Source organism: Actinoplanes sp. NPDC021490, from assembly GCF_055562135.1.
Window position 1 is genome coordinate 178,363 of sequence record NZ_JBVHFW010000009.1, and the last position, 25,843, is coordinate 204,205.

Consider the following 25,843-nt stretch of genomic DNA (forward strand, 5'->3'; position numbering starts at 1 on the left):
AGCCCTCTTTCCTCAACGCAGCCTTCCTTAGACGCGACGTTGCGTCTAGCCTAGCCCCCATGACCACGACTCTGCACGACTCCACCGTCCGCGATGTGCTCGACCGGCTGTTCGCCGAGGCGGACCGGGACGACGAACGCTCCCCCGGCCGGCCCAGCCCGTCGATGCCGGCGGCCGACCGGGCCGACCTGCTCGCCGGCGTCTACATGCCGATCTCCGAGCGCGGCGGCGACCTGCTCTATTCGCTCGTCCGGGCCACCCGCCCGGCCACGGTCGTCGAGTTCGGAACCTCGTACGGGATCTCGACGCTCTTCCTGGCCGCCGGGGTGCGCGACAACGGCGCCGGGCACGTCGTGACCACCGAGCTGAGCGCGACCAAGGTGGGCGCGGCCCGCGCGAACCTGGCCGCGGCCGGGCTCGCCGACCTGGTCACGGTGCTCCCCGGCGACGCGCTGACCACCCTGGCCGGCGGCGGCGGCCCGATCTCCCTGCTGCTGCTCGACGGCTGGAAGGACCTGTGCCTGCCGGTGCTGCGCCTGCTCGAACCGCGCCTGTCCCCCGGGGCGCTGGTGGTCGCCGACGACTCGACGTTCGCCTCGATGGGCGACTATCTGGCCTACGTCCGTGATCCCGCCAACGGCTACGTGAGCGTGGACTTCCCGGTCGAGGACGGCATGGAACTCAGCTGCTGGACCGGCTCCGGGGCGTTGGACGGCTGATCGGCCACCGCTTCCTCCGGGACGGGCATCGAGAACCAGAGCGAGGTGCCCTCCTCGACGTCGAGGTCGAGCCAGATCCGGCCGCCGTGGTATTCGACGATCTTCTTGCCGATGGCCAGGCCGATGCCGGTTCCGTCGTAGGCCTCGCGCGGGTGCAGGCGCTGAAAGATGACGAAGACCTTGTCGGCGAACTCGCGTTCGATGCCGATGCCGTTGTCCCGGACGTTGAGGTGCCACTCGCCGTCCTCGCGCGTGGCGCTCACCCGCACGACCGGGGACACGCCGGGGCGGCGGAACTTCAGGGAGTTGCCGATCAGGTTGGCGAACAGGTTCGTCAGCAGCGGTTCCTCGCCGTCGACGGTCGGCAGATCGGACCAGGTGATCTCGCCCTCGCGCGACTCGAACTGCGACGCGACCTCGGTCAGCACCCGCGACAGCGGCACCGGCGTGAACCCGGTGGTGAGCCGGCCGACGCGGGAGAAGGCGAGCAGGTCGTTGATCAGGCGCTGCATCCGCTGGGCGCCGTCGACCGCGAAGGCGATGTACTGGTCGGCACGGTCGTCGAGCCGGCCCGCGTACCGGCGTTGCAGCAGCTGACAAAAGCTGGCCACCTTGCGCAGCGGCTCCTGCAGGTCGTGCGAGGCGACGTACGCGAACTGCTCGAGGTCGCGGTTGGACCGGCTCAGCTCGTCGGCCTTGAGCTCGAGCTGCTGGTTGGCCGACTCGACCTGGGTGCGGGCCTCGCGCACCTCGGTCAGCTCGGAGGCGATGCGCTGCCGCATGCCGTCGACGTCGCCGGCCAGGCTGGCCAGCTCGGGCGAGCCCGCCGAGACGATCCGGCGGTCGTAGTCGCCGTCGGCCACCCGGCGCACCTCGCCGGCCAGGCGGGCGATCGGGCGGCTGACCAGCCGGTCCAGCAGCAGGAGCATGAGCCCGCCGACCACGATCAGGATCACGGCGGCGGCGATCTCCAGCGTGACCAGCACCGAGCCGGTCCGCCGGGCCGCTCCGGCCGCCTCGTCGCGCAGGGCCAGGATGTCGGCCTGCAGGGTGTCCACCGCGGCCCGCAGCGCGTTGAAGCGGGTGTCGTTGGCGGCCTCGTCGATGCTCGCGCCCGTTCCCGCGGTGCCGGCCGCGATCACCGGGGCGGCCACGTCGGCCCGCCACTGCTCGGCCAGCTGCCGCACCCGGTCGAGGTCGGCGCGGATATTGGCGCGTCCCCCGGGCCCGTTGAGCTCGCCGATCTGCGCCAGCAGCTGCTTCTCGGCGGCCACCCCCTGCTCGTACGGCTGCAGGTTCTTGGCCGATCGGCTCAGCGCGAAGCCCCGTACGCCGGTCTCCTGATCGAGGTAGGCCGAATTCAGCTCCTGACCGGCGACGCGCATCGGACCGGTCTTGTCGAGCAGCACGTCGAGGTGCTTGTTGCTGTCGACGGCGGTCATCGCGGCGATCGCTCCGATGCCGGCCAGCAGCACGCCGGCCACGGCGAACAGCATGAGCACGCGGCGGCGCATCGTCCAGGACCGGACGTGCAGGGTGTCCAAGGTGAAGACCGTCCCGTGGGTAGGCATGAGACGGGAAGTATGGCCCATGCCGTTTGCCGCACTGCAAGTAACCCGTACGGGGAAGTCTTCCTAAAAGTTTTAGGTGATAGCCTTAATTCGTTAGGGAGGGACGATCATGGTGCGGATGGGCCTGACGGCCGAGCGGGTGACCCTGGCCGGCGCCGAGCTGGCCGACGAGGCGGGCTTCGAGCAGGTGACCCCGTCGGCGGTCGCGAGGCGGGTCGGGGTGCAGGTCGCGAGCCTTTACGCGCACGTCCGCAACGCCGGCGACCTGCGCACCCGGATCACTCTGCTCGCGCTGGCCGAGATGGCCGACCGGGGCGCCGCCGCGCTGGCCGGCCGCTCGGGCAAGGACGCGCTGGCCGCGCTGGGCAACACCTATCGGGATTACGCCCGCGAGCATCCCGGCCGTTACGCGGCGGCGCAGCTGCGTCTCGACCACGAGACCGCCCTGAGCAGCGCCGGTCCCCGCCACTCGGCGATGACCCGCGCGATCCTGCGCGGCTACCACCTCGGCGAGACCGAGCAGACCCACGCCGTACGGCTGATCGGCAGTGTTTTCCACGGCTACATCGCCCAGGAGCTCGGCGGTGGGTTCGACCACAGCAAGCCCGGCCCGCAGGAGTCGTGGGAGCGCATCCTCGACGCGCTCGACTCCCTGCTGCGCCACTGGCCCCACGAAGGATGAGTCCGTTGACCGACCACACCACACCCCTGTCCGCCGAGCTGATCCGCGGCGCCGCCGAGCTCGAGCGCACGGCCCACGGGCTGCTGCCGAACCGGCTTCCGGCCTGGGCCCGGGCCCAGTGCGCCGACCCTCAGCTCGCGACGGCCGAGGCACAACCTTCCGGCGTACGGGTGGTGTTCCGCACCCGGGCCACCCGCGTCGAGCTCGTCACCATGCCCACCAAGCTGGTCTACCGCGGCGCGCCGCCCCGGCCGCAGGGCGTCTACGACCTGTACGCCGACGGGGTCCTGAGCGGGCAGCAGACCGTCGGGGGCGGCACCACCGTGACGATCGATCTGGCCACCGGGGCCACCACGGCCGTTCCCGGCGAGCCCGGCCGGGCCATCTTCGCCGGCCTGCCGGACGAGCCGAAGACCGTCGAGATCTGGCTGCCCCACAACGAGAGGACCGAGCTGATCGAGCTGCGCACCGACGCGCCGATCGAACCCGCCGCGCCCTCCGGGCGACCGCAGTGGCTGCATCACGGCAGCTCGATCAGCCACGGTTCGGACGCGGCCGGCCCGAGCACCACGTGGCCCGCCATCGCCGCCGCGCAAGGCGGGGCCGAGCTGACCAACCTGGGCCTCGGCGGCAGCGCCCTGCTCGACCCCTTCACCGCCCGCACGATGCGCGACCTCCCGGCCGACCTCATCAGCGTCAAGCTCGGCATCAACATCGTCAACGCCGACCTGATGCGGCTGCGGGCGTTCGGCCCAGCCGTGCACGGCTTCCTCGACACCATCCGCGAGGGCCACCCGGAGACACCGCTGGTCGTCGTCTCGCCGATCTACTGCCCGATCCACGAGGACACGCCCGGCCCCGGCGCCTTCGACATGGCCGCCCTGCGCGAGGGCCGGCTCGGCTTCGTGGCCACCGGCGATCCGGCCGAGCGGGCCGCGGGCAAGCTCACGCTCACGGTCATCCGGGACGAGCTGGCCCGCATCGTCGCCGAACGGTCCCGGACCGACCCGCACCTGTCCTACCTGAACGGGCTGGACCTGTACGGCGAGGCCGACCACGCGGAGCGGCCGCTGCCGGACGGGCTGCATCCGGACGCGGCCACCCACCACCTGATCGGCCGGCGCTTCGCCGCCCGGGTGTTCGCCTGACTCAGTTGTCCTCGTTCTTGGTCAGCACCTTGAAGGCCGAGTCGAGCTCGACGTCCCACTCCTTGTTGCCGGAGTCGCGGACCTCGACCTCGTAGCCGGCCGCCTGGCCGTCGCTCGCCTCGACGTCCAGGACCGTGCCGCCGCCGACCGCGTCCAGGGCGGCCTTCTCGGCCGAGGCCCGCTGGGCGTCGGTCACGGCGGCGTCCGGCGTGTCGCTGTCCGGGGTGTCGGCCTGCTGGTTCAGAACCTTCAGGTCCTTGTCGAGCACCACGTCGACCTCGGTGCCGTCGGTCTTGCGGACCTCGACCTCGTACGCCTCACCCGGGTCGTCGCTGCTCTCGACGTCGAGCACGGTGCCGCCCCCGACGGCCTGGACGGCGGCGTTGCCGACCCGGTCCCGGTCGCCGTTGCTCACCTCGGAGTCGGCGTTCGCTGCGGTGGCCCAGACGCCGCCGCCCACGGCCAGGGCGGCCACGGCGGCCGTGGTGACGATGACGCGCTTGCTGCGGAGCTTGGCGGTGTTCATGAGTTGGTGCCTTTCGAGCTCGGGGATCAGGTACTCGCCTACTGTGCGGGACCGTCCCTGAACCCAGCCTGAAACCGTACGGTGAAACAGGCGCCGCCCAGCACCGAGGGCGTGACGGCGACGGTTCCCCCGTGCGCGGTCACGATCTCCTTGACGATGGCCAGCCCCAGCCCGCTGCCACCGTCGTCGCGCGCACGGGCCTCGTCGAGACGCACGAACCGGTCGAAGACCCGGTCACGCTGGCCGGCCGGGATCCCGGGCCCGTCGTCGTCGACCGTGAGCTCGACCGCACCGGAGATCTCGCGGACACCGACCGCCACCGCCCCCTTGGCGTGCCGGGCGGCGTTGTCGGCCAGGTTGCGGATCACCTGGGCGAGGGCGGCCTCGTCGCCCCGGATCCGGCCCGCGCCGACGCCGCTGGTGTCGACCTTCACGCCCGTACGGGAAACTCGTCGTGCCTCGGAAAGGACCAGGTCATCGAGGTCGACGTCGTGGTCGGCGCGCCGCGCCCCGCCGTCGTCGGCCCGGGTGAGCAGCAGCAACTGGTCGACCAGACGCTGCAGGCGGGCCGATTCCTCGAGCACCGTGCCGGCCAGTTCGCCGTCGGGCAGGGCGGCCGGGTGGGCCTGAGCGACCTCGGCCACCTGGCGGATGCTGGCCACCGGGGAGCGCAGCTCGTGCGAGGCGTCGGCCACGAACGCGCGCTGGCGGTCGCGGGAGTCCTGCAGCCGGCCCAGCATCCGGTTCATCGTGCGGGCCAGCCGGCCGATCTCGTCGCGGGACGCCGGCTCGGGCACCCGCCGGTCGAGCCGGTCGCCGGTGATCGCCTCGACCTCGCGGCGGATGCGCTCGACCGGGGCCAGCGCCCGCGAGGCCACCACCCAGGTCACGCCGCCGACCAGCAGGACGAGCAGCGGCACCCCGACCAGCAGCGGGGTCATCAGCGCCGACGTCGACTCGTCGACGTCCTCCAGCGAGACGGCGACCGACACCCGATAGCCGCCATCCTCATCGGTGGCCACCAGATAGGGATCGTCGCCGCCGGCCAGGGTCACCTCGCCGATGGCCGTGGTGGGCAACGCCACCGCGGACCGGACGACCTCGCCGCCGGGGGCGGTCACCTGCCAGATCAGGTCGTCGAGGTCCTCCGGGTCGTCGCCCGCCTCCGGCGCCGGCAGCGTGCCGCTGCGGGCCTGGCTCAGCAGGGCGGAGGCCCGTTGCTCGGCGGTGGCCTCCAGCCCGTCGCGCAGCGATCCGCGCATCAGCACGACCAGAGCGACCGCGCCCACGATCAGCGCAGCCGCCACGACGAGCACGGCCGCCGCGGTCGTGCGCAGCCGGACGTCAGCCACCGCCGCTCGCCAGCCGGTAGCCCGCGCCGCGCAACGTCTGGATGGCCGTGCGGCCGATCTTGTTGCGCAGGTGCCCGATGTAGACCTCGACGATGTTGGGGTCGCCCTCGAAGTCGCCGTCCCACACCCCGTCCAGGATCTGCCGCTTGGAGACGACGTCACCCGGGTGCCGGGCCAGGAAGAACAGCATCGAGAACTCGCGGGCGGTCAGCTCCACCTCGGCGCCGTCACGCCAGACCCGCCGCGCCGCCGGGTCGAGCCGCAGGTCACCGACGACCAGCTCGGTCGGGCGTTCACGCGCGCCGCGCCGGCTCACCGCGCGCAGCCGGGCCACCAGCACGGGGAACGAGCACGGCTTGGTCAGGTAGTCGTCGGCGCCGGTATCGAGCCCCTCGATCTGATCCCACTCGCCGTCCTTGGCCGTGAGCATGAGGATCGGCGTCCAGTCCTCTTCGCGGCGCAGGGTCGCGCAGACCTGGTAGCCGTTGAGGCCGGGCAGCATGAGGTCGAGCACGATCGCGTCGTACGTGTTCTCGCGGGCCAGCCACAACCCGTCGACGCCGTTGTGGGCCACGTCGACGGCGAAACCCTCGGCCTCGAGCCCGAGCCGCAACGACCGGGCCAGCCGCTGTTCGTCATCCACGACAAGAACCCGCATCGGTGCATCTTCCTCCCTCGACCCTGAACGCGAGCTGAAGAGGCCGCTCAGTTCAGGCTGTGGCGGTAGGCCGCCAGCATTCCGTCCGGCGCTACCAGGCCCGATTCAGTGAGATACGAGGCGATCAGCTCGGGCGGGACGGGCTCGAAGAACTGGTTCCAGACCTCGACCCGGCCGCTCTCGGCCAGCTCCCAGCCGTCGCTGAGCTCCGCGCCGGGCCGCACCTCCATGCCGACCTCGGACGCGTCGCCGTCGAAGACCTTGGCCAGCTCGGTGACGCCGAAGAGCGGCACGCCGTGGTGCCGGCAGGACAGGGCCAGCGGCATCGTCCCGGTCTTGTTGACCAGCGTGCCGTCGGCGAAGACCGCGTCCGCCCCGACCAGCACGACGTCCGACCGGCCCACCGCGATCGCCATCGAGGCGTCGGAGAACAACGTCACCGGTACGCCCGACCCGGCGATGCCCTCGATCAGGCGGCGCGACTCGCGGTACGGGCGGGACTCGGTCACGCTGATCGACACGTCGGGGACGGTGGCCACGACCCGGCGCAGGACGCTGCTCAGCGAGGCCGAGTTGGAGTGGGCGAGCACCCGGGCGCCGGGCTTCACGATCTCGGTGATGCCGTCGGCCAGCGCCTCGACCGCCCGTTCCGAACGGGTGACGAAGGCGCGCATGGCGGCGGACACGGCCGTCACGATCGAGCGGGACGACCCGTCGGTGGCGGCCGCGGTGTCCAGGGCGAGGGCCACGGCGTTGCGGACGGTGGCCATCGTCGGCTTGGTCCGGTTGGCCCAGTCGCACACCCGGGTCAGCTCGGCCCGCACCACGGCGGGCTCGGCGGCGGACAGCGGCTCGAGAGTGAGCTCGATGATGCGGGCGGCCGTGCGGCCGAACATGCTCCCGCCGGGGACCATGTTGCCGATCACCGCCCGGGTGAGGTCCTCGAGCTCGGTCATGAGTTGCCCTTCTGGTCGGGTGCGGCAGCCGCCGGCCGTCCACCGTGGCTGCGGCGGCACGGGCGGGTCGAACTCATGAGCAGACTATTTTGATGATCTTCGGGTCGGAACGCCCGGGGACCGCTTTCCGCCCCTCAGGACGCGAGCGTCACTCTCCCGCGTCGAGGTGGCGGTCGGCCAGGCCCCGGTCGATTCCCCGGCGAATCCTAGGCCCGGCAGAATCGTGCAAGAGGCGGCGAGGATCACCATAACGTTTGAGCTGCTCATCCTGCGACGCTGGTTCCAGCACCGAAACAACGGATGGGAGAATCAGATGCATGGCTTTCACGCCACGATGACCGCCCGGGCCGGCCTGGGCGACAAGGTGGTGGGGCTGCTGCTGGACGCGCCCTCGCTCACCCACCCCGACTGCGTGGTGTTCCTCGTTGGACGCTCGGCCGGGAACCCCGACGTCGTGCACATCACCGAGGGCTGGACCACTGCGGAGGCGCACGCCGCGTTCTTCGCCACCGAGCCGGCGCAGGCCCTGGTGGCCGGGCTGCAGCCGCTGCTCGAGGGCGACTCGCAGTACACCGACGAGGTGCCGGTCGGCGGAAAGGCGGCGTTCTGATGCTGGACCCCGAACTCCGCACGCTGCTCGCCGGCATGCCGCCGATGCCCCGGCTCGGCGCCGACACCCTCGAGCAGATCCGCCCGTACGCCGCCCCGCCGCCGATCACCGGCAGCACGACCGCGCGGCGCGAGGTGACCGTCCCCGCACCCGACGGCGCCGAGATCCCGCTGACCGTCGTGCGCCCGGCGGGCCCGCTCCCCTCCGGCGCGCCGTGCGTCTACTGGATCCACGGCGGCGGCATGATCATGGGCAACCGGTTCTCGCAGATCGACATCCCGCTGGACTGGCTGGCCGAGTTCGGCGCGGTCGTGGTCTCGGTCGACTACCGGCTGGCCCCCGAGGCCCGGGGCGCCACGCCGGTCGAGGACTGCTACGCCGGACTGATCTGGACCGCGAAGAACGCGGCCGAGCTGGGCATCGACCCGGACCGCATCGTCGTGGCCGGCGCCAGCGCGGGCGGTGGCCTGGCCGCCGGGGTCACGCTGCTGGCCCGCGATCGCGGCACCCCCTCGATCGCCGCCCAGGTGCTGATCGGCCCGATGCTCGACCATCGCAACAGCACGGCGTCGAGCCGCCAGTTCACCGGCGAGCCCGGCGTGTGGACCCGCGAGATGAACGAGTTCGGCTGGCGTTGCCTGCTGGGCGGCCTCGAGGGCGACATCTCCCCGTACGTCTCCCCCGCCCTCGCCGCCGACCTGTCCGGGCTGCCCCCGGCCTACATCGACGCCGGCTCGGACGAGGTGTTCCGCGACGAGGACGCCGGCTACGCCGCCCGGATCTGGGCCGCGGGCGGACGGGCCGAGCTGCACGTGTGGTCCGGTGGCTTCCACGGCTTCGACGCGCTCTTCCCGGCCGCGGAACTGTCGGTGGCCGCCCGCACCACACGGACCCGATGGCTGGCCCGGATGATCTGAGCCGAAACTGTCATATTTCCGGGGCGTCGTCGCAAAATCGGTGCGCCAGAGTGGCCGCGACATCGAACCGTCGGAAAACGAGGGCGGCACCATGACCATGTGGCCGATGCCCGATTTCGGCAACGTCGGGCGCGACGACCCCGGCGGGCGGCTGCGGGCCGAGGTCGAGCGGCGTCTGCGGGCCGACGGGCGTACGGGGGAAACGGCTCTTGACGTCGAGGTCCAGGCCGGGGTGGTGATCCTGGCCGGCTGGACGGACCGGCCGGGCGTGCGTCAAGCGGCCGCGGAGATCGCCCGCGGCGTCCCGGGAGTGCGGGACGTCGCGAACGGCATCGTGGCCACCGGCGCGGATCCCGACCCGTTCGCCGAGCTCGTCCGGGACGTGCCGCGAGGCCTCTCCCCCCGTACGCCGGGAATGGTAGTGGCTTTCGCGACCTGCGCCCTGCTGATCCCGTTCGTGGTCACCTCGCGCTGGGTCGGCGCGGCGGTGTTGTGCGCGGCCGGTGTCGTGCTGATCGACTTCCTGCGCCGGCGCCGGGCCCACTCCACGAAGTGAGACCGGCGCCGAGCCCTCAGGCGGTCTTCTCGACGGCGAAGAACGGCTCGGCCGCCTCCAGCCGCGGCACCGGCACGCCCAGCCGGCGCGCCTCGGCCAGGGTGTCGCGGCAGACCGCCCGCAGCTCCTCGGGGTTGGCGTGCGCCTCCATCACCGTCCGCATCGGCGGGAAGTGACGGAAGAGCCGGGCCAGCACGGGCGCGGTCAGCCGGGCCGGCGCGGTGAACGGCAGCAGCTCGCCGCGATGCCGGCTCAGGTCGACGCCGCGGGCCTCGGCCAGGGGCAGCAGCTCGCGGGTGGCCAGAATCGCCTCCCGGACGTCGCCGGGACTGCGGGCCAGCGCGCCGAGCGAGCCCAGTTTCAGGCTCTGCGTGTGCAGGCCCGCGTTCTGGATGAAGTGCAGGAACAGCCAGCCCCGGAAGTCGGCGTTCTCGCGGATCCGGAACCCGGCCCGGGTGAAGACCTCGCGCACGGCCTGCTCGCGCTCGGTCGGCGGCCGGCCCAGGGTGCCGAAGAAGACCATGGGCAGCAGGGCGGCCCGCAGCACGCCGTCGTCGCCGAAGCCACCACCGGCGCCGGGGAAACCCCAGGCCACCTGGTCGGCGGGCAGGGCGCCGACCGCCTCCAGCGGCTCGACCCACAGGTTGTTGAAGACGAGCACCGTCGCCTTGTGCACGCGTGGCGCCAGGAACGACATGACCTCGTCGAAGCCGTAGTGCTGCACGCTGACCACGATCAGGTCGAAGTCGTGATCCGGCTCCAGCGATTCGCGGTACCGCACCGGCCACGTCCCGGTGACGCGCTGCCCCCGCATCCGGCGCCGCGCGTCGAGCAGCTCCAGCTTGATCGGCCCGTACGCCGCGGCCCGGCCGGGACGGACGTAGAACTCGACCTCGTGCCCCGCCCGCTCCAAGGCCCACCCGTACGCCACGGCAATGACGCCCCGGCCGAACATCAAGATCTTCATACCGCACCTCGTGACCGGTCGCCTAGAATCGGAGATTGTCTCCACTTTCAAGATATGGAGACAGTTTCCGTTTGTCAAAGGAGGCGTCCGTTGACCACCGCCAAGCCGCTGCGCGCCGACGCCCGGCGCAACCGTGAGGCCCTGCTGGCCAAGGCCCGGGAACTGTTCGCCGGCGGCTGCTTCGACCTGCGTTTCGACGACTTCGCCAAGCTGGCCGGGGTGGGCACGGGCACGCTCTACCGGCATTTCCCCACCCGCGAGGCGCTGGCCGAGGCGGTCTATCGGGAAGAGCTCACGGAGATCTGCGCCCGCGCCCGCGAGTTGCGGGCCACCCGGCCCGCCGCGGAGGCGCTGGCCGTCTTCCTGCGCGGCTTCGTGGACCATCTGCACACCCAGCAGGGCCTGGCCCGCACCCTCGCCACCCTGATGGTGACGCGCTCGGACGCCCTGGCCGACGGCGGCCGCGAACTGAGCGGGGCCATAGCCGGGCTCCTGGCCGCGGGCGTCGAGGACGGCACCCTCCGCGACGACGTGGGTGTCGGCGCCGTCATGATGGTCGTGCAGGGCATCTGCGCGGCCTACGACCAGCCGGACGCCCGGGCCGACGCGGAGGGCGCCGTCACCCTGCTCCTCGACGGCCTGCGCCGCCCATAGTGATCGCCCGGCCCGCGCCGCCGCGAACCTTGATCACCCGGCCCGCGCCGCCGCGAATTCGATCATCCGGCCCGCGCGGGCAACCCGAACAGCTCGAACAGGGACGGGTCGACGAACGTCACACAACGCTTGATCAGGCCGCCGGAGACGTCGAAGATCTGGAGCGAGTGCGCGTCGGGGACGTAGGCGGCCAGGGCCGTCGTTCCGTTGGCGGCCACCGTGCGCATCCGCCAGCCGGTGCCTCGCATCGCGAACACCCGCTCCAGGAATGCCCGGTAATGATCCTTTCCGGACAGCCACAGCGCGACCGGCGGCATCTCCAGCACGACGTCCTCGGCCAGCAGCCGGGTCAGCCCGGGCACGTCGGCCGCCTCGAACGCCTTCAGATAGCGCTCGACGACAGCCCGCTCCTGCGGGTCGTCCGGCTCACGCAGCGAGGACAACGCCGGACCGCTTGCCCGCAACGTGCTCCGGGCCCGCTGCAGGCTGCTGTTCACCGAGACGACGGTCGTCTCCAGGATCGAGGCCACCTCGGCCGCCGGCAGTTGCAGCACCTCGCGCAGCACCAGGGCGGCCCGCTGCCGGGCGGGCAGCAGTTGCAGGGCGGCGACGAAGGCCAGCCGCAGGCTCGCGCGCTGTTCGACGGCCTCGGCCGGATCACCCAGACGGGAATCCGGGAACGGCTGCAGCCAAGGGATGTCGAGGCTCGGCGTCAGCGGGGCGTGCGGATCGCCTTCGCCGCCCAGACCGCTCGGCAGCGGCCGCCGGGCGCGGCCCTCGAGCGCGGTCAGGCAGACGTTGGTCGCGATGCGGTGCAGCCACGTGCGCACCGACGCGCGCTCCGGGTCGTAGCGGTCGGCCGCCCGCCACGCCCGCAGGAACGTCTCCTGGGTCAGGTCCTCGGCCTCCTCGACCGACCCGAGCAGGCGATAGCAGTGGGCGAGCACGTCGGCCCGGTAGAGCTGGTGCCACGCTTCCATGTCGGCGAGCTTAAGGCGTGTTCATAACTGGGGCCGGCCTGCGGCGAGGTCCAGTTATGAAGCACGCCTTCAGCCGATGAGTTTCGCCGCGGACGCCGGTAAGTGGGGGTGAACGAACAGAGAGGAGCCCACCATGGGCGACATCATCGTCATCCAGTTCGCCACGCTCGACGGCGTGGTGTCCGATCCGCAACGCCACGGTCCGGTGGCCGACGACAAGTTCCGGCTCGGCGCGCGAATGGAGAACGGCGTTCAGCTGTACGGGCGGCGGACGTGGGAGCAGTTCGCCCGGCTGTGGCCCAGCCGCGACAGCGACTACGCCAAGCTGATGAACACCGTGCCCAAGCGGGTGGCCACCCGTACGGGAATCGACGCGTCGCTGTGGGAGAACTCGGCCGCCATCGACGGCGATCCCCTGGCGTGGGCGGCCGCGGAGCCCCGGGACGTGGTGGTGATCGGAAGCACGAGCCTGGTGCACGCGCTGGCCGCGGCCGATCTGGTCGACGAGTACCGGGTGCTCACGTTCCCCATCGTGGACGGCGCGGGCGACCGGCTGTTCGAGGCCGCGGTGGGCGACCGACTGTTCGAGGCCGCGGTGGGCGACCGGCAGACCGCCACCGGAGCGGCCGGCCGGCAACCCGCCACGGCGGCCGACCGGAACTCCGCTGCCGGGGCGGAGGACCGGCAACCCGGTTCCGGGACCAGCGACCGGCCACCCGCCACGGCTGGCGACCCGAAGCCCGTTGCCGGAGCGGGCGACCGGCAACCCGGTTCCGGGACCAGCGACCGGCCACCCGCCACGGCTGGCGACCCGAAGCCCGTTGCCGCGGCGGGCGACCGGCAACCCGCCGCCCGGGCGGCTGCCGAGTTCCGGTTCACGCTGGCCGAGCCGGTGGGGCCGGCGGTGCTGACGGTGTTTCGCCGGGAGCGGTCAGCGGACCAGCGGCCGTAGCCCCTCGGCGTCGACCACATAGGCGTCACCGACGGCGTCCTCCAGCGCCAGCCCGATGATCCCGGCGCCGATGAACTCCGGCGTCGGGCCCGGGCGGGGCCCGTACGCGGCAATCGCGGTCTCGCCGATGGTGGTGCCGGGCGTGACCACGGGCAGCACGGTCGTCATCGTGATGCCCAGGTCCTTGGCCTCGGCCGCCGCGTACCGGGTCATCAGCCGCACGGTGGCCTTCGCGCCCGCGTAGCCGCCGCTGAGCGGGGATCCGTGGAGTTCGGCGGCACTGCCGAACACGATGACACGGGTGTCACGGCGCATCGGCACGAGGAGCGCCGCCCGCAGCCAGCTGAAGGCGATCCGCACGTCGGCGTGCCAGTTGGCCGAGAATGACTCCCAGGTGTGCCCGGTCAGCGGGTGCATCGGCGGAACGGCCCCGGCCGTGATGACGAGCAGGTCGGGGCTCGCGTCGCTGAGGATTTTCTCGGCGAAGGCCTCGTCGGCGGCGTCGCCCTGCTCGCTGATGACACCGTTGACATCGGACGGACCGCGCGACACCGTCCGGACCTCGGCTCCCGCATCGCGTGCGGCCCGCACCACGCCCAGCCCGAGCCCGCGGCTGCCGCCCACCACTACCACTGATTTGCCGTTCATCGTTCCTCCCCAGCATCGGTTGTCAGCTAGGGAGATCCGGCCCGGCGCCCGGACTCACCGGCTGCCCGAACATCGTGAACAGCGAGGGCTGCAGAAAGATGTGGATCCGCCGGATGCCACCGGTGTCAAACTCCAGCACCTGCAGCGCGTGGGGCTGCTCGCCGGCGTACAGGGCCAGCGTGGGTTGCCCGTTGGCTCTCGGTGACACGGACCGCACCGTGAACCGCCCCGGCTCGCGCAGCACGTGGGCGCCGAGGAAGCCGAGCACCGATTCACGGCCGGCGAACCAGCTGGCGTGCGGCGGCATCTCCAGCGTGACGTCCTCGCGCAGCACCGCCTGCAGCGCCCCGACGTCGGCCCGCTCGAACGCCTCGACGTACCGGTGCAGCCGGGCCCGCGTCTCCCCGCTGTCCGGCTCGATCATCGTCTCCGGATCGGGCGCCTCCCGGGCGATGCGCTTGCGGGCCCGCAGCAGGGCGCCGTTGACCGCGACCGTCGTCATGCCGAGCGCGGCCCCCGTCTCGTCAGCGGGCAGGTCGGCCACGTCGCGCAGCAACAGCACGGCACGCTGCTTGGCCGGGAGGTGCTGCAGCGCGGCCACGAAGGCCAGCCGCACCTGCTGCCGGGTCGCCGCCTCGTCGGCCGGGTCGACCGGCAACGGCCCGACCCAGCGGGTGCCCGCCTCGGCCGCCCGGGCCGGGCGTTCCCAGTTCGTCTCCGGGTCGCCGAGCGCGGCCGGCAGAACCCGTCGTTCCATCGCCCGCAAGCAGACGTTGGTGGCAATCTGATGCAGCCACGTCCGCACCGACGAACGCCCCTCGAACCGGTCGAACCCACGCCACGCCCGCAGCAGCGTCTCCTGCGCGGCATCCTCGGCGTCGGCCGCCGACCCCAGCATCCGATAACAGTGCGCCACAACCTCCCGGCGCAGCGATCCACTAACTTCCAGAGTCAAGGCAAACCCCCTTCCCCCGTACGGATCCGTGAAGGCGCCCCAACTCACCGGGCGCCGGGAGTTTTCTCAGAGCCTTCCTCCTCGCCAGTGAGCGGCCGAATCGACAGAGCCGGGCCGCACGCCCGACCTTGCCCCATCCGAGGCCGGCGGAAGCCTGGACAACCGGACCGGGACGCAGCCGATAGGCGACAAGCGGGATGCGTTGACGATCGGGCTGCCGCCCGCACAATGATGTGGTGACGCAGGCGCTTCCGCACACTGCCGGCTCCCTGGCCGGGGATCTCCGAGGGCTTGGTCTGTCCGCCGGTGACACGGTTCTGGTGCATTCCTCGATGCGGGCCGTTGGTTCGGTTGCCGGTGGCGTGCAAGCCGTCGTCCAGGCGCTGCTCGATGTGCTCACTCCGGCCGGCACCCTGGTGGTGCCGACCCACACGCCGTCGAACTCGGACCCGGCGGACTGGAGCAACCCGCCCGTTCCGCCGGCGTGGTGGCCGGTGCTCCGCGAGCAGAGCCCCGGCTTCGATCCGGCCCGCACGCCCAGCCGGTGGATGGGTGCGCTGCCCGAGCTCGTACGCACCTGGCCGGGCGCGATGCGCAGCTCTCATCCGCATGTGTCGTTCGCCGCGCTGGGCGCCGGGGCCGCATCCGTCACCGGCGATCATCCGCTCGAGGACGGATTGGGTGACCGCTCCCCGCTCGGGGCCGTCTATCGCGCGCGCGGCCACGTCTTGCTGCTGGGCTGCGGGCACGACCGCAACACCTCATTGCATCTGGCCGAGTGCCGTCAGCCGCGACCAGTGATGTCCGGCTATGGCGCCGCCGTCCGGGAGTCCTCGGGGGGCAGCCGCTGGGTCACGTGGACGGCGCCGGAGGCCGACGCGTCGGACTTCGCGGCGATCGGCTCCGACTACGAAGCACGAGGAGCCGTGCGTCTCGGTACGGTCGGCAACGCCGAAGCCCGTCTGATGCCGCAACGCGAACTGGTCGACTTCGCGACGGTGTGGCTCGGTCGCCACCGGTCGTGACCGCCACGACTGTCGCCGGTCGGTTCTGAAGAGCACGACACCAGCCTGGAGCAGCAGCACGCCGCCGGGTCATCGACCAGGCCGAGGCCCCGATGCGGAACGGCGTCAGGCGCAAGGCACGGGGCTCAGGCCATGCTTCAGAGATTCGGCCATCGCGTCGCGGTGGCGCAGGGCGGCCCGCCAGCCGATCACCTCGGCCTCGGTGGTTTCGCCGGTGGTGGAGGTCGCCCGCACGATCCACGGCCGGCGGAACAGCACGCGGGCCACCACCGAGGCGACCAGCAGGGCCAGCACGATCAGGCCGTCCAGGATGATCAGCAGCAGCGGGAGCAGCACCCACCAGAACAGCACGCCGACCGCCACCAGCGCGAACAGCACGACAGCGAGGATCGCGAGCTCGTCGCCGATGCTGCTGCCACCGCCGCTGCTGCCGAGCTGGGAGCTCACGTCGGCTCCGCCGCCCAGCACGTCACCGGGGCCGACGTCGCGGCGCTTGGCCTTCCACCCGCCGAAGCGCCGGGCCATCACCCGCCAGCGCGGCTCCCACACCACCCGTACGCCCCACCGCTCCCCGCCCGGCGCGGTGACCTCCACTGTTCGCACCAGCCCAAGATAACGACGCCGGTCCAGCTCGTGCCCGGTCGTTACAGTCGACCGGTGATCACTGCCCCGAAGCCTCCGCGGAAGCTGTATCCGGAGATCGAGCCCTATGCGACTCACCGCATCGACGTGGACGGCGGCCACCGGCTCTATGTGGAGGAGGCCGGAAATCCCGCCGGCATTCCGGTGCTCTTCGTGCACGGCGGCCCCGGGAGCGGGCTGACCCCGGTCATGCGGCGCTTCTTCGACCCCGACCGGTATCGGATCATCCTGCCCGAGCAGAGGGGAGCCGGCCGCAGCACCCCGCGCGGGGAACTGCGCGACAACACCACCTGGCATCTCGTGGACGACCTGGAAATCATCCGCGATCGGCTGGGCGTGGAGGCCTGGCTGGTGTTCGGCGGCTCGTGGGGATCGACGCTCGGCCTCGCCTATGCCCAGGCCCATCCCTTGCGGGTGACCGGCTTGATTCTGCGCGGCATCTATCTGGTCCGTCGCAGTGAGCGTGACTGGATCTATGAGAACGGCCTGCACAACCTGCAACCCGAGGAATGGGAACGGTTCATCGCACCGATCCCCGTGGCCGAGCGCGACGACATCCTCGCGGCCTATTACCGCCGGCTCACCGGAGACGACGGTGACGTCGCCCGGCGGTGCGCCGATTCGTGGATGCGCTGGGAAGCGGTGAACTCGTCCTTGACGCCCGACCCCGGGTTGATCGCCACCCTGACCGCCGACGACACCGTGCTGCCCGCCGCCCAGATCCTGGCCCACTACGTCATGAACGGTGGTTTCTTCGAGTCGGAAACCCAGCTTCTGGACGGTGTGGACCGGATCCGGCATCTGCCCGCCACGATCGTTCAGGGCCGCTACGACCTGTGCTGCCCGGCGGTGACCGCCTACGACCTGGCGCGCCGCTGGCCCGAAGCCACCCTGCACATGGTCGCGGACGCGGGACACTCGTCGCTCGAGCCCGGCATCACCCATCACCTGATCAGCAGCACGGACAGTTTCGCCGACCGCCTGTCCGGGCCGGCGTGAGTCAGTGGCCGGTGGCCCCGGCCCACCTGGTGTGGAGGTCCGCGTAGCGAACCGGGCCGACGGCGGCGGGGTCGTCGAGCAGCGTGAGCAGCCGGCCACCGGCCGGCAGGCGGCGCGCCCGGGCGGCCACCTCGGCCAGCGGTGGTTCGGCGGCATTGCGGCCGGGACCGAGATAGGTCCACCAGCCCAGTTCGGCCGGCCAGCCACCGGTGTCCTCGGCGGCGGCGTCGATGCCGGCCTGCCACGCCTGTTCGCTGGACCATTCGTCGCACACCCGGCCGATGTCGGCGTGGAGACGCTCGGCGGCCGCGAGCCACAGACTGGTCAGGCGTGCGTGCAACTCGCGGAAGCGGTCGGCTTCGGGCACCGGATCGCGGTAGCTGAAGACGGCGTCCAGCGCCCAGACGAGCGTGCCGTCCTGCAGGCTGAGGAAGACGTCGACGTCGCCGTTGGTCCAGAACTGGCCGTGTTCCTCCCCCGTGGCGAGGGCGGCGATGGCGACCTCCGGGTCCGTGACGGTGCGGAGGTCCGCGTCCGGGTTGCTGAACAGGTTGATCAGCCCGTCCGGGCGTTGCGGGCGGAGGTCCCGTTCGGCGGCCAGCGCGAACAACTCACGAAGGGCCGGCTCCCCAGCCATCGGCACTTGCAGTTCCCAGATCCAGTCCGATCCCACGCCGACATGCTATGCCGATCAAGCCTCGGCTCAGTTCGCGCTACGCAGCTCGAGGCCCTCGCCGGCCACGGAATCGACGGCGCCGTTCCACCACCAGGCGTTGCCGTTGACATAGAGACACGGCGCCTGCGAGGTGATGTCGTCCCGGAGCAGCGCAAGGTCGGTTCCGGGCATGAGCAGCCGCACCGCCCGGCCGTCGGACAGCGGCAGATCCCACCCGAAGCGTCCGTCGCGGTCGGCCCGGGGATCGCGTACGGGGTCACCGGCCAGCTCGGCCACGCGCTGCCGGATCGGCACGCCGTCCATCTCCGAAGCCCGCCGGCGCACCGCGGCGAGAAAGGCCTCCAGATTGGCTGCGGCGAGATCCTCACGGGCGTTCTCGACCGGCTCGGTCCCCGGATTGATCATTCCCGGACCGTACGGACCCCGGAGTCCGGCGGCAGCCCGATGAGCTGCCGTCACCCGTCCGGGCTCAGCGGCAGAGAAGGTGGCGAAGGAAGAGGTGGCGGCGGCGGAGGAGGTGGGATTCGAACCCACGAGGCCCCCCTTTCGGGGGCCTGCGCCGATTCCAGCGGCGCTCCCGCAGCCAGGCCGGCTCCTCCGGGACGTGCGTGTCGCCGGGTGGGCTCGAACCACCGGCCTCCGCCTTATCAGGGCGACGCTCTGACCTGCTGAGCTACGACGACGTGAGCGGAGAGCGAGGGATTCGAACCCCGGCAAGGGTGTGCGCCCCTGCTGCGGATCAGCAATCCGCCGCCTTCAACCGGACTCGGCCAGCTCTCCACGCGCGCCCCGTGCCGGGATCGAACCGGCGGCCTCCCGCTCGACAGGCGGGCGCTCTTCCATTGAGCCAACGGGGCATTTCCTTACCAAGCTGCGGGCGGAGGATTCGAACCTCCAACCTCCCGGTTCAGAGCCGGACGTGCTGCCAGTTGCACCAGCCCGCAAGGGTGGGTACCGCGGGCGGGATTCGAACCCGCACTACGCCGCGTTTGAGACGGCTGCCTCTTCCGGTTGGGCTACCGCGGCGCTACCCGCGTCCTCGGAGAGATTCGAACTCCCGGCCCTCGGATCCGTAATCCGACGCTCTATCCGCTGAGCTACGAGGACAAAAAACGAGCACAAAAACGAGCACAAAACGAGCACAAAAAAGCCGCCGGACCGATGTCGGGGGCGGCGGCGAGAGGTGGCTGGCGTGAGACTAGCTCCGCCACCGTTCCCGCCCCGAGCGACTGATTCGACGCTGGGCCGCCCGACCGCGCGACGTCTGTCGCTGCTGATCAATCGTGGCCTGCCGCAACATCTCTGCCTCCCGGGTAAGTGGTGATCCCTACGGTAGGGAACCCGGCGGCGGGCGGCAACGCATTAAACGCTTAGCCCTTGCGCTAACTATCGTGGCGGCCAATACTTAGCCGTGTGGCACAGTATTCCGAGCAGATCGACACCGTGTTCGTCGCCCTGGCCGATCCGACCCGGCGCGGCGTCGTGCGGCGGCTCGGCCGGGGTCCGGCCAGCGTGGGCGAGCTGGCCGGCGCCTTCCCGATGACCCTGCCCTCGTTCATGAAGCACGTCCGCACGCTCGAGTCGGCGGGCCTGATCCGCACCACCAAGGCGGGCCGCGTCCGCACCTGCGTGCTCAACCGTGAGCGCCTGGCCGTGGTCGAGGACTGGCTGGCCGAGCAGCACACGATCTGGCAGCAGCGCACCGACCGCCTCGAACGATTCGTCACGGAGGAACCATGAACCCCGACCTCGACCTGACCCTGCAGCGCGTCATCCGGGCCCCGCGGGCCAAGGTCTGGCAAGCCTGGACCGACCCGGCCAAGTTCGCGCAGTGGTGGATCCCGGCCCCGGCCGTGTGCCGCGTCGACCGCCTGGAGGCGCGGGCCGGCGGCGGGCTGGTGACCCGGATGAGCGACGACGGCCACGACTTTCAGCCGCACCTGGACGCGATCTTCGTGGTCGTCGAGGATCAGCAACGCCTCGTGTTCACCAACGCGATCGACAGCGGCTGGCGGCCCGCGGACCCGCAGCCGGTGGCGATGACCGCCGAGATCACGTTCGGCGAGCACCCGGACGGCACCGACTACCGCGTTCTCGTACGCCATGGGGATCCGGCCGCCCGCAAACGGCACGAGGAGCTGGGCTTCGCCGACGGCTGGGGAACGGTCACCGACCAGCTGGCGAGCACCGTGAGCTGACCGCCGGGAGGGTCAGCGACTAAGGCGTGTTTCATAACTGGACCAGGCCTGCGCCGGGGCCCAGATTTCGTCTGCGCGCGTCCCGCGAAAGGCCGGTTACAACACCGGTAGCCTGCCTTCCGCGGGCCACACGCAGACGAAATCTGGACCTCGCCGCAGGCGTACCCCAGTAATGAAACACGCCTTAGCGGGCGGGCAACGGAGGCAGCGCCGGCCGGTCGAGCCAGTCGGTGAACAGCTCGCTCAACGACCCGGTGGCGAACCGTTCGGCGTGCTGCCGGAACTTCTCGGTCGTCACCATCCCGTGCCGGTTCTCCCCCACCCACGAACGCAGCATCGGGAAGAACGTGCCGTCGCCGAGCCGGGTCCGCAGGGCGTGCAGCGCCACCGCGCCCCGCTTGTAGACCAGCGGGTCGAACATGCGGGCCACCCCGGGATTCGCGACGGCGATGTCCTGCGGCCGGCTCGACAGCCAGATGTGCCAGCGGGTCGCATGGCTGTCGGCCGACGCACCCCCGGAGGCGGCCGACCAGAGCCATTCCGCGTACGTGGCGAAGCCCTCGTTGAGCCAGATGTGGCGCCAGTCGGCGACCGTGAGGCTGTTGCCGAACCACTGGTGGGCGAGCTCGTGGGCGACCAGCCGCTCGTGGGTGCGCCGCCCGTCGACGTGGTTGCGGCCGAACACGGCCATGCCCTGCGCCTCGATCGGGTCGTCGAGGTCGTCGTCGGCCACCACCACGGCGTACTCGCGGAACGGGTAGGGCCCGAACAGCCGCTCGAAGGTCGCCATGATCTCGCCGTGCCGGCCGAAGTCGTGCCTAAACAGGGTTCGCAGGCTGGGTGGGATCGCGGCCTTCTGGCTGACCGCGCCCGCCGCCAGCTCGACCAGCTCGTACCGGCCGATCTGCACGCTCATCAGGTAGGGCGCGGTCGGTTCGGTGCGCTCGTAGACCCACGTGGTGGTGCCGGCCCCGCGCCGCCGTGAGACCAGATCGCCGGTGACCAGCACGGTATACGGCGTCGCGGTCGTGAGGCTGACCAGGAAGGTGGCCTTCTCGAGCCGGTCGTTGCACGGAAACCACGACGGCGACCCGTTGGGCTGGCTGGCCACCAGCACGCCGTCGGTCAGCTCGTCCCAGCCGAGGTCGCCCCACCGGCCGGAGACGGGCACGGGCTTCCCGGCGTACCGGACCTCGATCTTGAAAGTGGCGCCGTAGCCGATGGCCTTTTCCGGCTTGACCCGCAGCTTGCCGGCGCGATGGGTGAAGGCGACCCGCCGGCCCTCGACGCGCACATCCTCGACCCGCAACGGGCCCAGGTCGAGGCTGAACCGGGACAGCGACTGCATGGCCTGCGCCGTGATCGTCGCCTTACCGGCCAGCCGGTTGGAGACGATCCGGCAGTCCAGATTCAGGTCGTAGTGGAGCACCCGGTACCCGCCGTTTCCGTTCCTGGGAAGGTACGAATCGGTCGAGTGGTCGGCGCCCGGTGGGGTCATGCCCAGTTCGCGATCGGGTTGCCCAGCCATCTGCTGTCGGCGGGCACGGCGTCGCCCCGGGTGACCAGCGAGCCCGGTCCCACGGTGGTCCGCGCCCCGATGCTCGCGCCAGGCAGCACGATGCCATGCGGGCCCAGAGTGGCGCCCGCGCCCAGAGTGACCTCGTCCATGCTCATGATCCGATCATGGAACAGGTGGGTCTGCACGACGCACCCCCGGTTGACAGTGGCGCCGGGGCCGAGCCGCACGAGGTCGTACTCGGGCAGCCAGAAGGTCTCGAGCCAGGCGCCCCGGCCGATCTTGGCCCCGAGGGTGCGCAGCCACAGGTTGAGCAGCGGGGTGCCGGTGGCGAAGCGGAACAGCCACGGCGCGGCCAGGACCTCGACGAACGTGTCGGCGAGCTCGTTGCGCCAGACGAACGACGTCCACAGGGCGTGGTCGGTGACCTGGAACCGGCCGACGAGCAGCCATTTGGCGGCCGCGGCGGTGAGCGCGGCGGCGATGGTGGCCGCGAACACGACGGGACCGGCGGCGAGCGCGGCGGCCCAGGCTCCGGCCTCGTACCAGATCAACGCCAGCGCGGCGAGCACCAGCACGGCCAGGGCGCCGGCCAGCATGACCGGAACGATGCGGCACAGCTCGATGGCGGCGCGGGCCAGCTTCAGGCGTACGGGCGGATTGTAGGTCCGGCTGGTGTCGGCGGACTCGACCGTGCGGCGCAACGGCATCGGCGGCGCACCGAGCCAGGACGAGCCCTTCTTGGCCTTGCGCGGCGCCGACGAGAGCACGCCGACCAGACCGCGCTTGGGCACCGAACGACCGGGCGCGGCCATCCCCGAGTTGCCGAGGAACGCCTGCTTGCCGATGCGGACCGGGCCGACACGCAGCCAGCCGTGGCTCAGCTCGTACGTGGCGACCATCGTGTCGTCGGCCAGGAACGCGCCGTCCTCGACGGTCGTCATCTTCGGCAGCGCGAGCACGGTCGACACCTCGGCGTTGCGGCCGATCCGGGCACCGAGCAGCCGCAGCCAGACCGGCGTGAACAGGCTCGCGTACATCGGGAACAGGGCGGTGCGGGCCATCCCCATCAGGCGCTCGGTCGTCCACACCTGCCAGGCCACCCTTCCCCGTACGGGGTGGAAGCCCGCCCGCAGGCCGATGCTGAGCAGCCGCACCCCCGCCAGGACCAGCAGCGCGTACGTGACGAAGTAGGCGACGGCCGCCACCGGCACGACCAGCAGCGCGTCCGCGAGCGTGGACCGGCCGATCAGCAGGGCCAGGGCGGGCAGGACGGCCACGACCGGCAGCAGGCCGAGCAGCTGGGCGGTCACACTGTAGGCGGCGACCCACAGCCGGGATCGGTGGGCCGGCCGCTGGGCCGGCCAGGCCGCGTCCTTGCCGGTGGTCGGGGCCGCGGGCGAGCCGGCCCAGCGCTTGCCGGCCGGGACGGCGCCGGTCACGGTCGAGCCGGCGTCGATCTGCGCGCCCTTGCCGACCCGGGCGCCGGGCATGAGCGTGCTGCGCGAGCCGACCCGGCCGCCCGCACCGACGCGGACCTTGCCGACGCGCACGATGTCGCCGTCGACCCAGTAGCCGGACAGGTCGGCCTCGGGCTCGATGGCGGCGCCGCGGCCCAGCTTGAGCAGGCCGGTCACCGGCGGGGCGGAGTGCAGGTCGACGTCCGGGCCGATCTGCGCGCCCAGCGCCTTGGCGTACGTGATCATCCAGCCCGCGCCGGCGACGCCGGTCGCGCCGGTCAGCTCGGCCAGCCGCTCGGCCGCCCAGAGCCGCACGTGGACGCCGCCGCCGCGCGGGTACTTGCCGGGGCGTACGCCGCGCAGCAGCAGACGGGCGCCGCCGGCGGCCATGGCGATGCGGCCGGGCGGGCTGAACAGCAGCACCCAGGCCGCGCCGATCCACCACCAGGAGACCTCGGGCGCCCACGACGCCGGAAGCAGGTTGCCCAGCGCGGCCAGGATCGTCAGCCAGCGCAGCCCGACCAGGGCGAACATCGGCAGCACGAGCAGCGCCTGGAACAGGCCGGTGCGCCGCGGCGTGGGCCGCACCTCGCGGCGGACCCGCGCGGTGGTGTCGAGCGCGTCGAGCACGGCGGCCATCTGCGCGAGCCGGGGATGCTGGTAGACGTCGGCCACCGACACCTGCGGGTGCGTGCGCCGGATCCAGGCCACCAGCTGCGCCGCGTTGAGGCTGCTGCCGCCGCTGGAGAAGAAGTCGGCGCCGGGCTCGGACGGGCGTACGCCGAGGATCTCCTCCCAGCCCTCGGCCAGCCACGACTCGGTCGCGCCCAGCTCGGCCGACCCGTCGCCCCCGGTGGCCAGGGGCCAGGGCAGCGCGGCCCGGTCGACCTTGCCCGACGTGCGGGTGGGCAGATCGTCGATCACGGCCAGCAGCGGGACCAGGGCGGCCGGCAGCTGCTCGCGGATCCGCTCGGCGGCGGCCGCGGTGTCGAAATCGGCGTCGCGCGGCACCAGATAGCCGACCAGCAGCTGGTTGCCGGCCGCCGTGCGCTTGACCGCGGCGGCCGCGCCGGCCACCCCGGGCAGCGCCTGCAGGGCGGCGTCGACCTCGCCCAGCTCGATCCGGCGGCCGCCCAGCTTGACCTGCTCGTCGCCGCGGCCCAGGAACAGCAGGCCCGCCGGCTCGGCGCGCACGATGTCGCCGCTGCGGTAGGCCCGCTCCCAGTTCAGGGCGGGCAGCGGGGCGAACTTCTCGGCGTCCTTGACCGGGTCGAGGTAGCGGGCCAGGCCGACCCCGCCGATGACCAGCTCACCGGTCCCGCCCATGGCCACCGGCATGCCGGACTCGTCGACCACCGCGAGTTCCCAGCCGGCCAGGGGCAGGCCGATGCGTACGGGACCCTCGCCGGTCATCCGGGCCGCGCAGGCGACCACGGTGGCCTCGGTCGGGCCGTACGTGTTCCAGACCTCGCGGCCCTCGACGGCCAGCCGCTCGGCCAGCTCGGGCGGGCAGGCCTCGCCGCCGAAGATCAGCAGGCGGACGTCGTCGAGCGCCTCGACCGGCCAGAGCGCGGCCAGCGTGGGCACGGTGGAGACGACCGTGATGCGCTGCTCGGCCAGCCACGGGCCCAGGTCGACACCGCTGCGGACCAGCGAGCGGGCCGCGGGCACCAGGCAGGCGCCGTGCCGCCAGGCCAGCCACATCTCCTCGCAGGAGGCGTCGAAGGCGACGGACAGGCCGGCCAGGACACGGTCGTGCGGGCCGACCGGCTCGGCGTCGTCGTCGGCCAGGAACAGCTGCGCCTCGGCGTCGACGAAGGCGGCCGCGGCGCCGTGCGGGACGGCCACGCCCTTCGGGGTGCCGGTGGAGCCGGAGGTGAAGATGATCCAGGCGTCGTCGTCCGGGCCCGGACGGCCGGGGCGGCCCCCGGGCGTACGGCGCAAGGTGATCTGGAGGTTGTCCCCGACGACGGCGCACACGTCGGCCTCGGCGAAGACCAGCTCCGCTCGTTCGGCGGGATCGTCCGCGTCGACCGGCACGTAGGCGGCGCCGGCCGCGAGCACCCCGAGAATGGCCAGATAGAGCTCGGCCGTGCCCGAGGAGACCCGGACGCCGACCCGGTCGCCCACGCCGATGCCGTGCCCGGCCAGCTCGGCGCGCACCTTGTCGACCTGGTCGGCCAGCTCACGATAGGTCAGCGCGGTGCCGCCGGCGTCGAGCGCGCGGGCGCCCGGCTGGGCCTGCGCGGTCGCGTCCAGGACGTCGACCAGGGTGCGGCGCACCGGGGCCGAGCAGGAGCGGAACAGCGCCGGCGACTCCGGCTCGACGTCGATCGCGGGAAGGTCGATTAGACGCAGATCGTTCGTCGTTACGGTCACCGGGCGTGCACATCCCTACCACTAGGTTCCAACGGCCAGTCGCACGGTCGCAGGCCGCCCGGGGCAGCGTCCAACGTTACGGGCGGGAAACGGAAAA

Annotated in this window: 26 protein-coding genes and 6 tRNA genes; 12 read left to right on the forward strand and 20 right to left on the reverse strand. The window is 72.0% G+C overall.

What is annotated here, in order from left to right:
• Nucleotides 1-59 precede the first annotated feature (59 nt).
• Nucleotides 60-719 carry an O-methyltransferase gene (locus ACZ3I4_RS24030; protein ID WP_465384242.1) on the forward strand — a complete coding sequence of 220 codons (660 nt, stop codon included), beginning with the start codon at nt 60-62 and terminating at the stop codon, nt 717-719.
• Here the strand turns inward: ACZ3I4_RS24030 and ACZ3I4_RS24035 are convergent.
• The gene (locus ACZ3I4_RS24035; protein ID WP_465384243.1) at nt 641-2,290 is read right to left on the reverse strand and encodes a sensor histidine kinase; all 1,650 of its coding nucleotides are present in this window, start codon (nt 2,288-2,290) and stop codon (nt 641-643) included. The two genes, ACZ3I4_RS24030 and ACZ3I4_RS24035, sit on opposite strands and share 79 nt — an antisense overlap.
• Before the next feature lie 109 nt (nt 2,291-2,399).
• On the opposite strand from ACZ3I4_RS24035, the gene ACZ3I4_RS24040 reads away from it, so the two are divergent.
• Entirely contained in the window at nt 2,400-2,972 is a 573-nt protein-coding gene (locus tag ACZ3I4_RS24040; RefSeq protein WP_465384244.1) for a TetR/AcrR family transcriptional regulator, read from the forward strand.
• Between the two features lie 5 nt (nt 2,973-2,977).
• Complete coding sequence (locus tag ACZ3I4_RS24045) at nt 2,978-4,120, forward strand: GDSL-type esterase/lipase family protein (RefSeq protein WP_465384245.1); 1,143 nt, start codon at nt 2,978-2,980, stop codon at nt 4,118-4,120.
• 1 nt (nt 4,121) lies between these two features.
• Here ACZ3I4_RS24045 and ACZ3I4_RS24050 read toward each other — a convergent pair whose 3' ends face one another.
• From ACZ3I4_RS24050 to ACZ3I4_RS24065, 4 genes are read right to left on the reverse strand one after another with little or no spacing between them, the layout of a single operon-like run.
• Nucleotides 4,122-4,646, reverse strand: a complete 525-nt coding sequence (locus ACZ3I4_RS24050; RefSeq protein ID WP_465384246.1) for a PepSY domain-containing protein — start codon at nt 4,644-4,646, stop codon at nt 4,122-4,124.
• Nucleotides 4,647-4,684: 38 nt separating this feature from the next.
• Nucleotides 4,685-5,998 carry a sensor histidine kinase gene (locus ACZ3I4_RS24055; RefSeq protein WP_465384247.1) on the reverse strand — a complete coding sequence of 438 codons (1,314 nt, stop codon included), beginning with the start codon at nt 5,996-5,998 and terminating at the stop codon, nt 4,685-4,687.
• Nucleotides 5,991-6,656: a response regulator transcription factor gene (locus ACZ3I4_RS24060; RefSeq protein ID WP_465384248.1), complete on the reverse strand. Its 666-nt coding sequence runs from the start codon at nt 6,654-6,656 to the stop codon at nt 5,991-5,993. Before ACZ3I4_RS24060 ends, ACZ3I4_RS24055 begins: the two co-directional genes overlap by 8 nt.
• A 47-nt stretch (nt 6,657-6,703) precedes the next feature.
• Nucleotides 6,704-7,612, reverse strand: a complete 909-nt coding sequence (locus tag ACZ3I4_RS24065) for an eIF2B alpha/beta/delta subunit family protein (RefSeq protein ID WP_465384249.1) — start codon at nt 7,610-7,612, stop codon at nt 6,704-6,706.
• Nucleotides 7,613-7,925: 313 nt separating this feature from the next.
• On the opposite strand from ACZ3I4_RS24065, the gene ACZ3I4_RS24070 reads away from it, so the two are divergent.
• From ACZ3I4_RS24070 to ACZ3I4_RS24080, 3 genes are all read left to right on the forward strand, one after another.
• The gene (locus ACZ3I4_RS24070) at nt 7,926-8,222 is read left to right on the forward strand and encodes a putative quinol monooxygenase (protein ID WP_465384250.1); all 297 of its coding nucleotides are present in this window, start codon (nt 7,926-7,928) and stop codon (nt 8,220-8,222) included.
• On the forward strand, nt 8,222-9,139 hold the full coding sequence (locus ACZ3I4_RS24075; protein WP_465384251.1) for an alpha/beta hydrolase: 918 nt from the start codon (nt 8,222-8,224) through the stop codon (nt 9,137-9,139). Before ACZ3I4_RS24070 ends, ACZ3I4_RS24075 begins: the two co-directional genes overlap by 1 nt.
• A 91-nt stretch (nt 9,140-9,230) precedes the next feature.
• On the forward strand, nt 9,231-9,695 hold the full coding sequence (locus ACZ3I4_RS24080) for a BON domain-containing protein (protein ID WP_465384252.1): 465 nt from the start codon (nt 9,231-9,233) through the stop codon (nt 9,693-9,695).
• Nucleotides 9,696-9,711: 16 nt separating this feature from the next.
• Here the strand turns inward: ACZ3I4_RS24080 and ACZ3I4_RS24085 are convergent, their stop codons facing one another.
• On the reverse strand, nt 9,712-10,662 hold the full coding sequence (locus tag ACZ3I4_RS24085; RefSeq protein ID WP_465384253.1) for a ketopantoate reductase family protein: 951 nt from the start codon (nt 10,660-10,662) through the stop codon (nt 9,712-9,714).
• A gap of 90 nt (nt 10,663-10,752) precedes the next feature.
• On the opposite strand from ACZ3I4_RS24085, the gene ACZ3I4_RS24090 reads away from it, so the two are divergent.
• Nucleotides 10,753-11,316, forward strand: coding sequence for a TetR/AcrR family transcriptional regulator (locus ACZ3I4_RS24090; RefSeq protein WP_465384254.1), 564 nt, complete (start codon nt 10,753-10,755; stop codon nt 11,314-11,316).
• A gap of 62 nt (nt 11,317-11,378) precedes the next feature.
• Here ACZ3I4_RS24090 and ACZ3I4_RS24095 read toward each other — a convergent pair whose 3' ends face one another.
• A complete protein-coding gene (locus tag ACZ3I4_RS24095) occupies nt 11,379-12,296 on the reverse strand; it encodes an RNA polymerase subunit sigma-70 (protein ID WP_465384255.1) in 918 nt (305 codons plus the stop codon).
• A gap of 133 nt (nt 12,297-12,429) precedes the next feature.
• Here ACZ3I4_RS24095 and ACZ3I4_RS24100 point away from each other — a divergent pair, with 133 nt between their 5' ends.
• Nucleotides 12,430-13,248 carry a dihydrofolate reductase family protein gene (locus ACZ3I4_RS24100; RefSeq protein ID WP_465384256.1) on the forward strand — a complete coding sequence of 273 codons (819 nt, stop codon included), beginning with the start codon at nt 12,430-12,432 and terminating at the stop codon, nt 13,246-13,248.
• Here the strand turns inward: ACZ3I4_RS24100 and ACZ3I4_RS24105 are convergent.
• A complete protein-coding gene (locus ACZ3I4_RS24105) occupies nt 13,228-13,896 on the reverse strand; it encodes an SDR family NAD(P)-dependent oxidoreductase (protein ID WP_465384257.1) in 669 nt (222 codons plus the stop codon). The genes ACZ3I4_RS24100 and ACZ3I4_RS24105 overlap by 21 nt on opposite strands.
• A 22-nt stretch (nt 13,897-13,918) precedes the next feature.
• Nucleotides 13,919-14,851 (reverse strand): RNA polymerase subunit sigma-70, encoded by a 933-nt coding sequence (locus ACZ3I4_RS24110; RefSeq protein ID WP_465384258.1) that lies wholly within the window; start codon nt 14,849-14,851, stop codon nt 13,919-13,921.
• 236 nt (nt 14,852-15,087) lie between these two features.
• On the opposite strand from ACZ3I4_RS24110, the gene ACZ3I4_RS24115 reads away from it, so the two are divergent.
• The gene (locus ACZ3I4_RS24115) at nt 15,088-15,876 is read left to right on the forward strand and encodes an AAC(3) family N-acetyltransferase (RefSeq protein ID WP_465384259.1); all 789 of its coding nucleotides are present in this window, start codon (nt 15,088-15,090) and stop codon (nt 15,874-15,876) included.
• Between the two features lie 105 nt (nt 15,877-15,981).
• Here ACZ3I4_RS24115 and ACZ3I4_RS24120 read toward each other — a convergent pair whose 3' ends face one another.
• The gene (locus ACZ3I4_RS24120; RefSeq protein ID WP_465384260.1) at nt 15,982-16,479 is read right to left on the reverse strand and encodes a hypothetical protein; all 498 of its coding nucleotides are present in this window, start codon (nt 16,477-16,479) and stop codon (nt 15,982-15,984) included.
• A 54-nt stretch (nt 16,480-16,533) separates the two neighbouring features.
• On the opposite strand from ACZ3I4_RS24120, the gene pip reads away from it, so the two are divergent.
• Nucleotides 16,534-17,517 (forward strand): prolyl aminopeptidase, encoded by a 984-nt coding sequence (gene pip / locus ACZ3I4_RS24125; RefSeq protein ID WP_465384261.1) that lies wholly within the window; start codon nt 16,534-16,536, stop codon nt 17,515-17,517.
• 1 nt (nt 17,518) lies between these two features.
• Here the strand turns inward: pip and ACZ3I4_RS24130 are convergent, their stop codons facing one another.
• The 8 genes from ACZ3I4_RS24130 to ACZ3I4_RS24165 form a co-directional block, all read right to left on the reverse strand.
• Complete coding sequence (locus ACZ3I4_RS24130) at nt 17,519-18,190, reverse strand: hypothetical protein (RefSeq protein ID WP_465384262.1); 672 nt, start codon at nt 18,188-18,190, stop codon at nt 17,519-17,521.
• 30 nt (nt 18,191-18,220) lie between these two features.
• Nucleotides 18,221-18,598: a hypothetical protein gene (locus ACZ3I4_RS24135; protein ID WP_465384263.1), complete on the reverse strand. Its 378-nt coding sequence runs from the start codon at nt 18,596-18,598 to the stop codon at nt 18,221-18,223.
• A 204-nt stretch (nt 18,599-18,802) separates the two neighbouring features.
• Nucleotides 18,803-18,876: transfer RNA gene (locus ACZ3I4_RS24140), tRNA-Ile, on the reverse strand.
• A gap of 5 nt (nt 18,877-18,881) precedes the next feature.
• Nucleotides 18,882-18,973 (reverse strand) — tRNA-Ser (locus tag ACZ3I4_RS24145).
• Between the two features lie 5 nt (nt 18,974-18,978).
• A tRNA-Asp gene (locus ACZ3I4_RS24150) sits at nt 18,979-19,050 on the reverse strand.
• A gap of 14 nt (nt 19,051-19,064) precedes the next feature.
• Nucleotides 19,065-19,137: transfer RNA gene (locus ACZ3I4_RS24155), tRNA-Gln, on the reverse strand.
• Between the two features lie 8 nt (nt 19,138-19,145).
• A tRNA-Leu gene (locus ACZ3I4_RS24160) sits at nt 19,146-19,219 on the reverse strand.
• An 8-nt stretch (nt 19,220-19,227) separates the two neighbouring features.
• Nucleotides 19,228-19,300: transfer RNA gene (locus ACZ3I4_RS24165), tRNA-Arg, on the reverse strand.
• 306 nt (nt 19,301-19,606) lie between these two features.
• Between ACZ3I4_RS24165 and ACZ3I4_RS24170 the strand changes: the two genes are divergently transcribed.
• Together ACZ3I4_RS24170 and ACZ3I4_RS24175 are read left to right on the forward strand one after the other, a co-directional pair.
• Nucleotides 19,607-19,933 carry an ArsR/SmtB family transcription factor gene (locus tag ACZ3I4_RS24170; RefSeq protein ID WP_465384264.1) on the forward strand — a complete coding sequence of 109 codons (327 nt, stop codon included), beginning with the start codon at nt 19,607-19,609 and terminating at the stop codon, nt 19,931-19,933.
• Nucleotides 19,930-20,391, forward strand: coding sequence for an SRPBCC domain-containing protein (locus ACZ3I4_RS24175; RefSeq protein ID WP_465384265.1), 462 nt, complete (start codon nt 19,930-19,932; stop codon nt 20,389-20,391). Before ACZ3I4_RS24170 ends, ACZ3I4_RS24175 begins: the two co-directional genes overlap by 4 nt.
• Before the next feature lie 184 nt (nt 20,392-20,575).
• On the opposite strand, the gene ACZ3I4_RS24180 is transcribed toward ACZ3I4_RS24175, so the two are convergent.
• Both ACZ3I4_RS24180 and ACZ3I4_RS24185 read right to left on the reverse strand, forming a co-directional pair.
• Complete coding sequence (locus ACZ3I4_RS24180) at nt 20,576-21,889, reverse strand: M1 family metallopeptidase (RefSeq protein ID WP_465384266.1); 1,314 nt, start codon at nt 21,887-21,889, stop codon at nt 20,576-20,578.
• Entirely contained in the window at nt 21,886-25,746 is a 3,861-nt protein-coding gene (locus ACZ3I4_RS24185) for a Pls/PosA family non-ribosomal peptide synthetase (protein WP_465384267.1), read from the reverse strand. Before ACZ3I4_RS24185 ends, ACZ3I4_RS24180 begins: the two co-directional genes overlap by 4 nt.
• Between the last annotated feature and the right edge of the window lie 97 nt (nt 25,747-25,843).

Excerpts from the sequence above, each read along its gene's own strand:
- ACZ3I4_RS24030 (WP_465384242.1), top strand. The coding sequence starts at position 60 with ATGACCACGACTCTGCACGACTCCACCGTCCGCGATGTGCTCGACCGG.
- ACZ3I4_RS24035 (WP_465384243.1), bottom strand. The coding sequence starts at position 2,290 with ATGCCTACCCACGGGACGGTCTTCACCTTGGACACCCTGCACGTCCGG.
- ACZ3I4_RS24040 (WP_465384244.1), top strand. The coding sequence starts at position 2,400 with ATGGTGCGGATGGGCCTGACGGCCGAGCGGGTGACCCTGGCCGGCGCC.
- ACZ3I4_RS24050 (WP_465384246.1), bottom strand. The coding sequence starts at position 4,646 with ATGAACACCGCCAAGCTCCGCAGCAAGCGCGTCATCGTCACCACGGCC.
- ACZ3I4_RS24060 (WP_465384248.1), bottom strand. The coding sequence starts at position 6,656 with ATGCGGGTTCTTGTCGTGGATGACGAACAGCGGCTGGCCCGGTCGTTG.
- ACZ3I4_RS24065 (WP_465384249.1), bottom strand. The coding sequence starts at position 7,612 with ATGACCGAGCTCGAGGACCTCACCCGGGCGGTGATCGGCAACATGGTC.
- ACZ3I4_RS24070 (WP_465384250.1), top strand. The coding sequence starts at position 7,926 with ATGCATGGCTTTCACGCCACGATGACCGCCCGGGCCGGCCTGGGCGAC.
- ACZ3I4_RS24075 (WP_465384251.1), top strand. The coding sequence starts at position 8,222 with ATGCTGGACCCCGAACTCCGCACGCTGCTCGCCGGCATGCCGCCGATG.
- ACZ3I4_RS24080 (WP_465384252.1), top strand. The coding sequence starts at position 9,231 with ATGACCATGTGGCCGATGCCCGATTTCGGCAACGTCGGGCGCGACGAC.
- ACZ3I4_RS24085 (WP_465384253.1), bottom strand. The coding sequence starts at position 10,662 with ATGAAGATCTTGATGTTCGGCCGGGGCGTCATTGCCGTGGCGTACGGG.
- ACZ3I4_RS24095 (WP_465384255.1), bottom strand. The coding sequence starts at position 12,296 with ATGGAAGCGTGGCACCAGCTCTACCGGGCCGACGTGCTCGCCCACTGC.
- ACZ3I4_RS24100 (WP_465384256.1), top strand. The coding sequence starts at position 12,430 with ATGGGCGACATCATCGTCATCCAGTTCGCCACGCTCGACGGCGTGGTG.
- ACZ3I4_RS24105 (WP_465384257.1), bottom strand. The coding sequence starts at position 13,896 with ATGAACGGCAAATCAGTGGTAGTGGTGGGCGGCAGCCGCGGGCTCGGG.
- ACZ3I4_RS24135 (WP_465384263.1), bottom strand. The coding sequence starts at position 18,598 with ATGATCAATCCGGGGACCGAGCCGGTCGAGAACGCCCGTGAGGATCTC.
- ACZ3I4_RS24175 (WP_465384265.1), top strand. The coding sequence starts at position 19,930 with ATGAACCCCGACCTCGACCTGACCCTGCAGCGCGTCATCCGGGCCCCG.
- ACZ3I4_RS24180 (WP_465384266.1), bottom strand. The coding sequence starts at position 21,889 with ATGACCCCACCGGGCGCCGACCACTCGACCGATTCGTACCTTCCCAGG.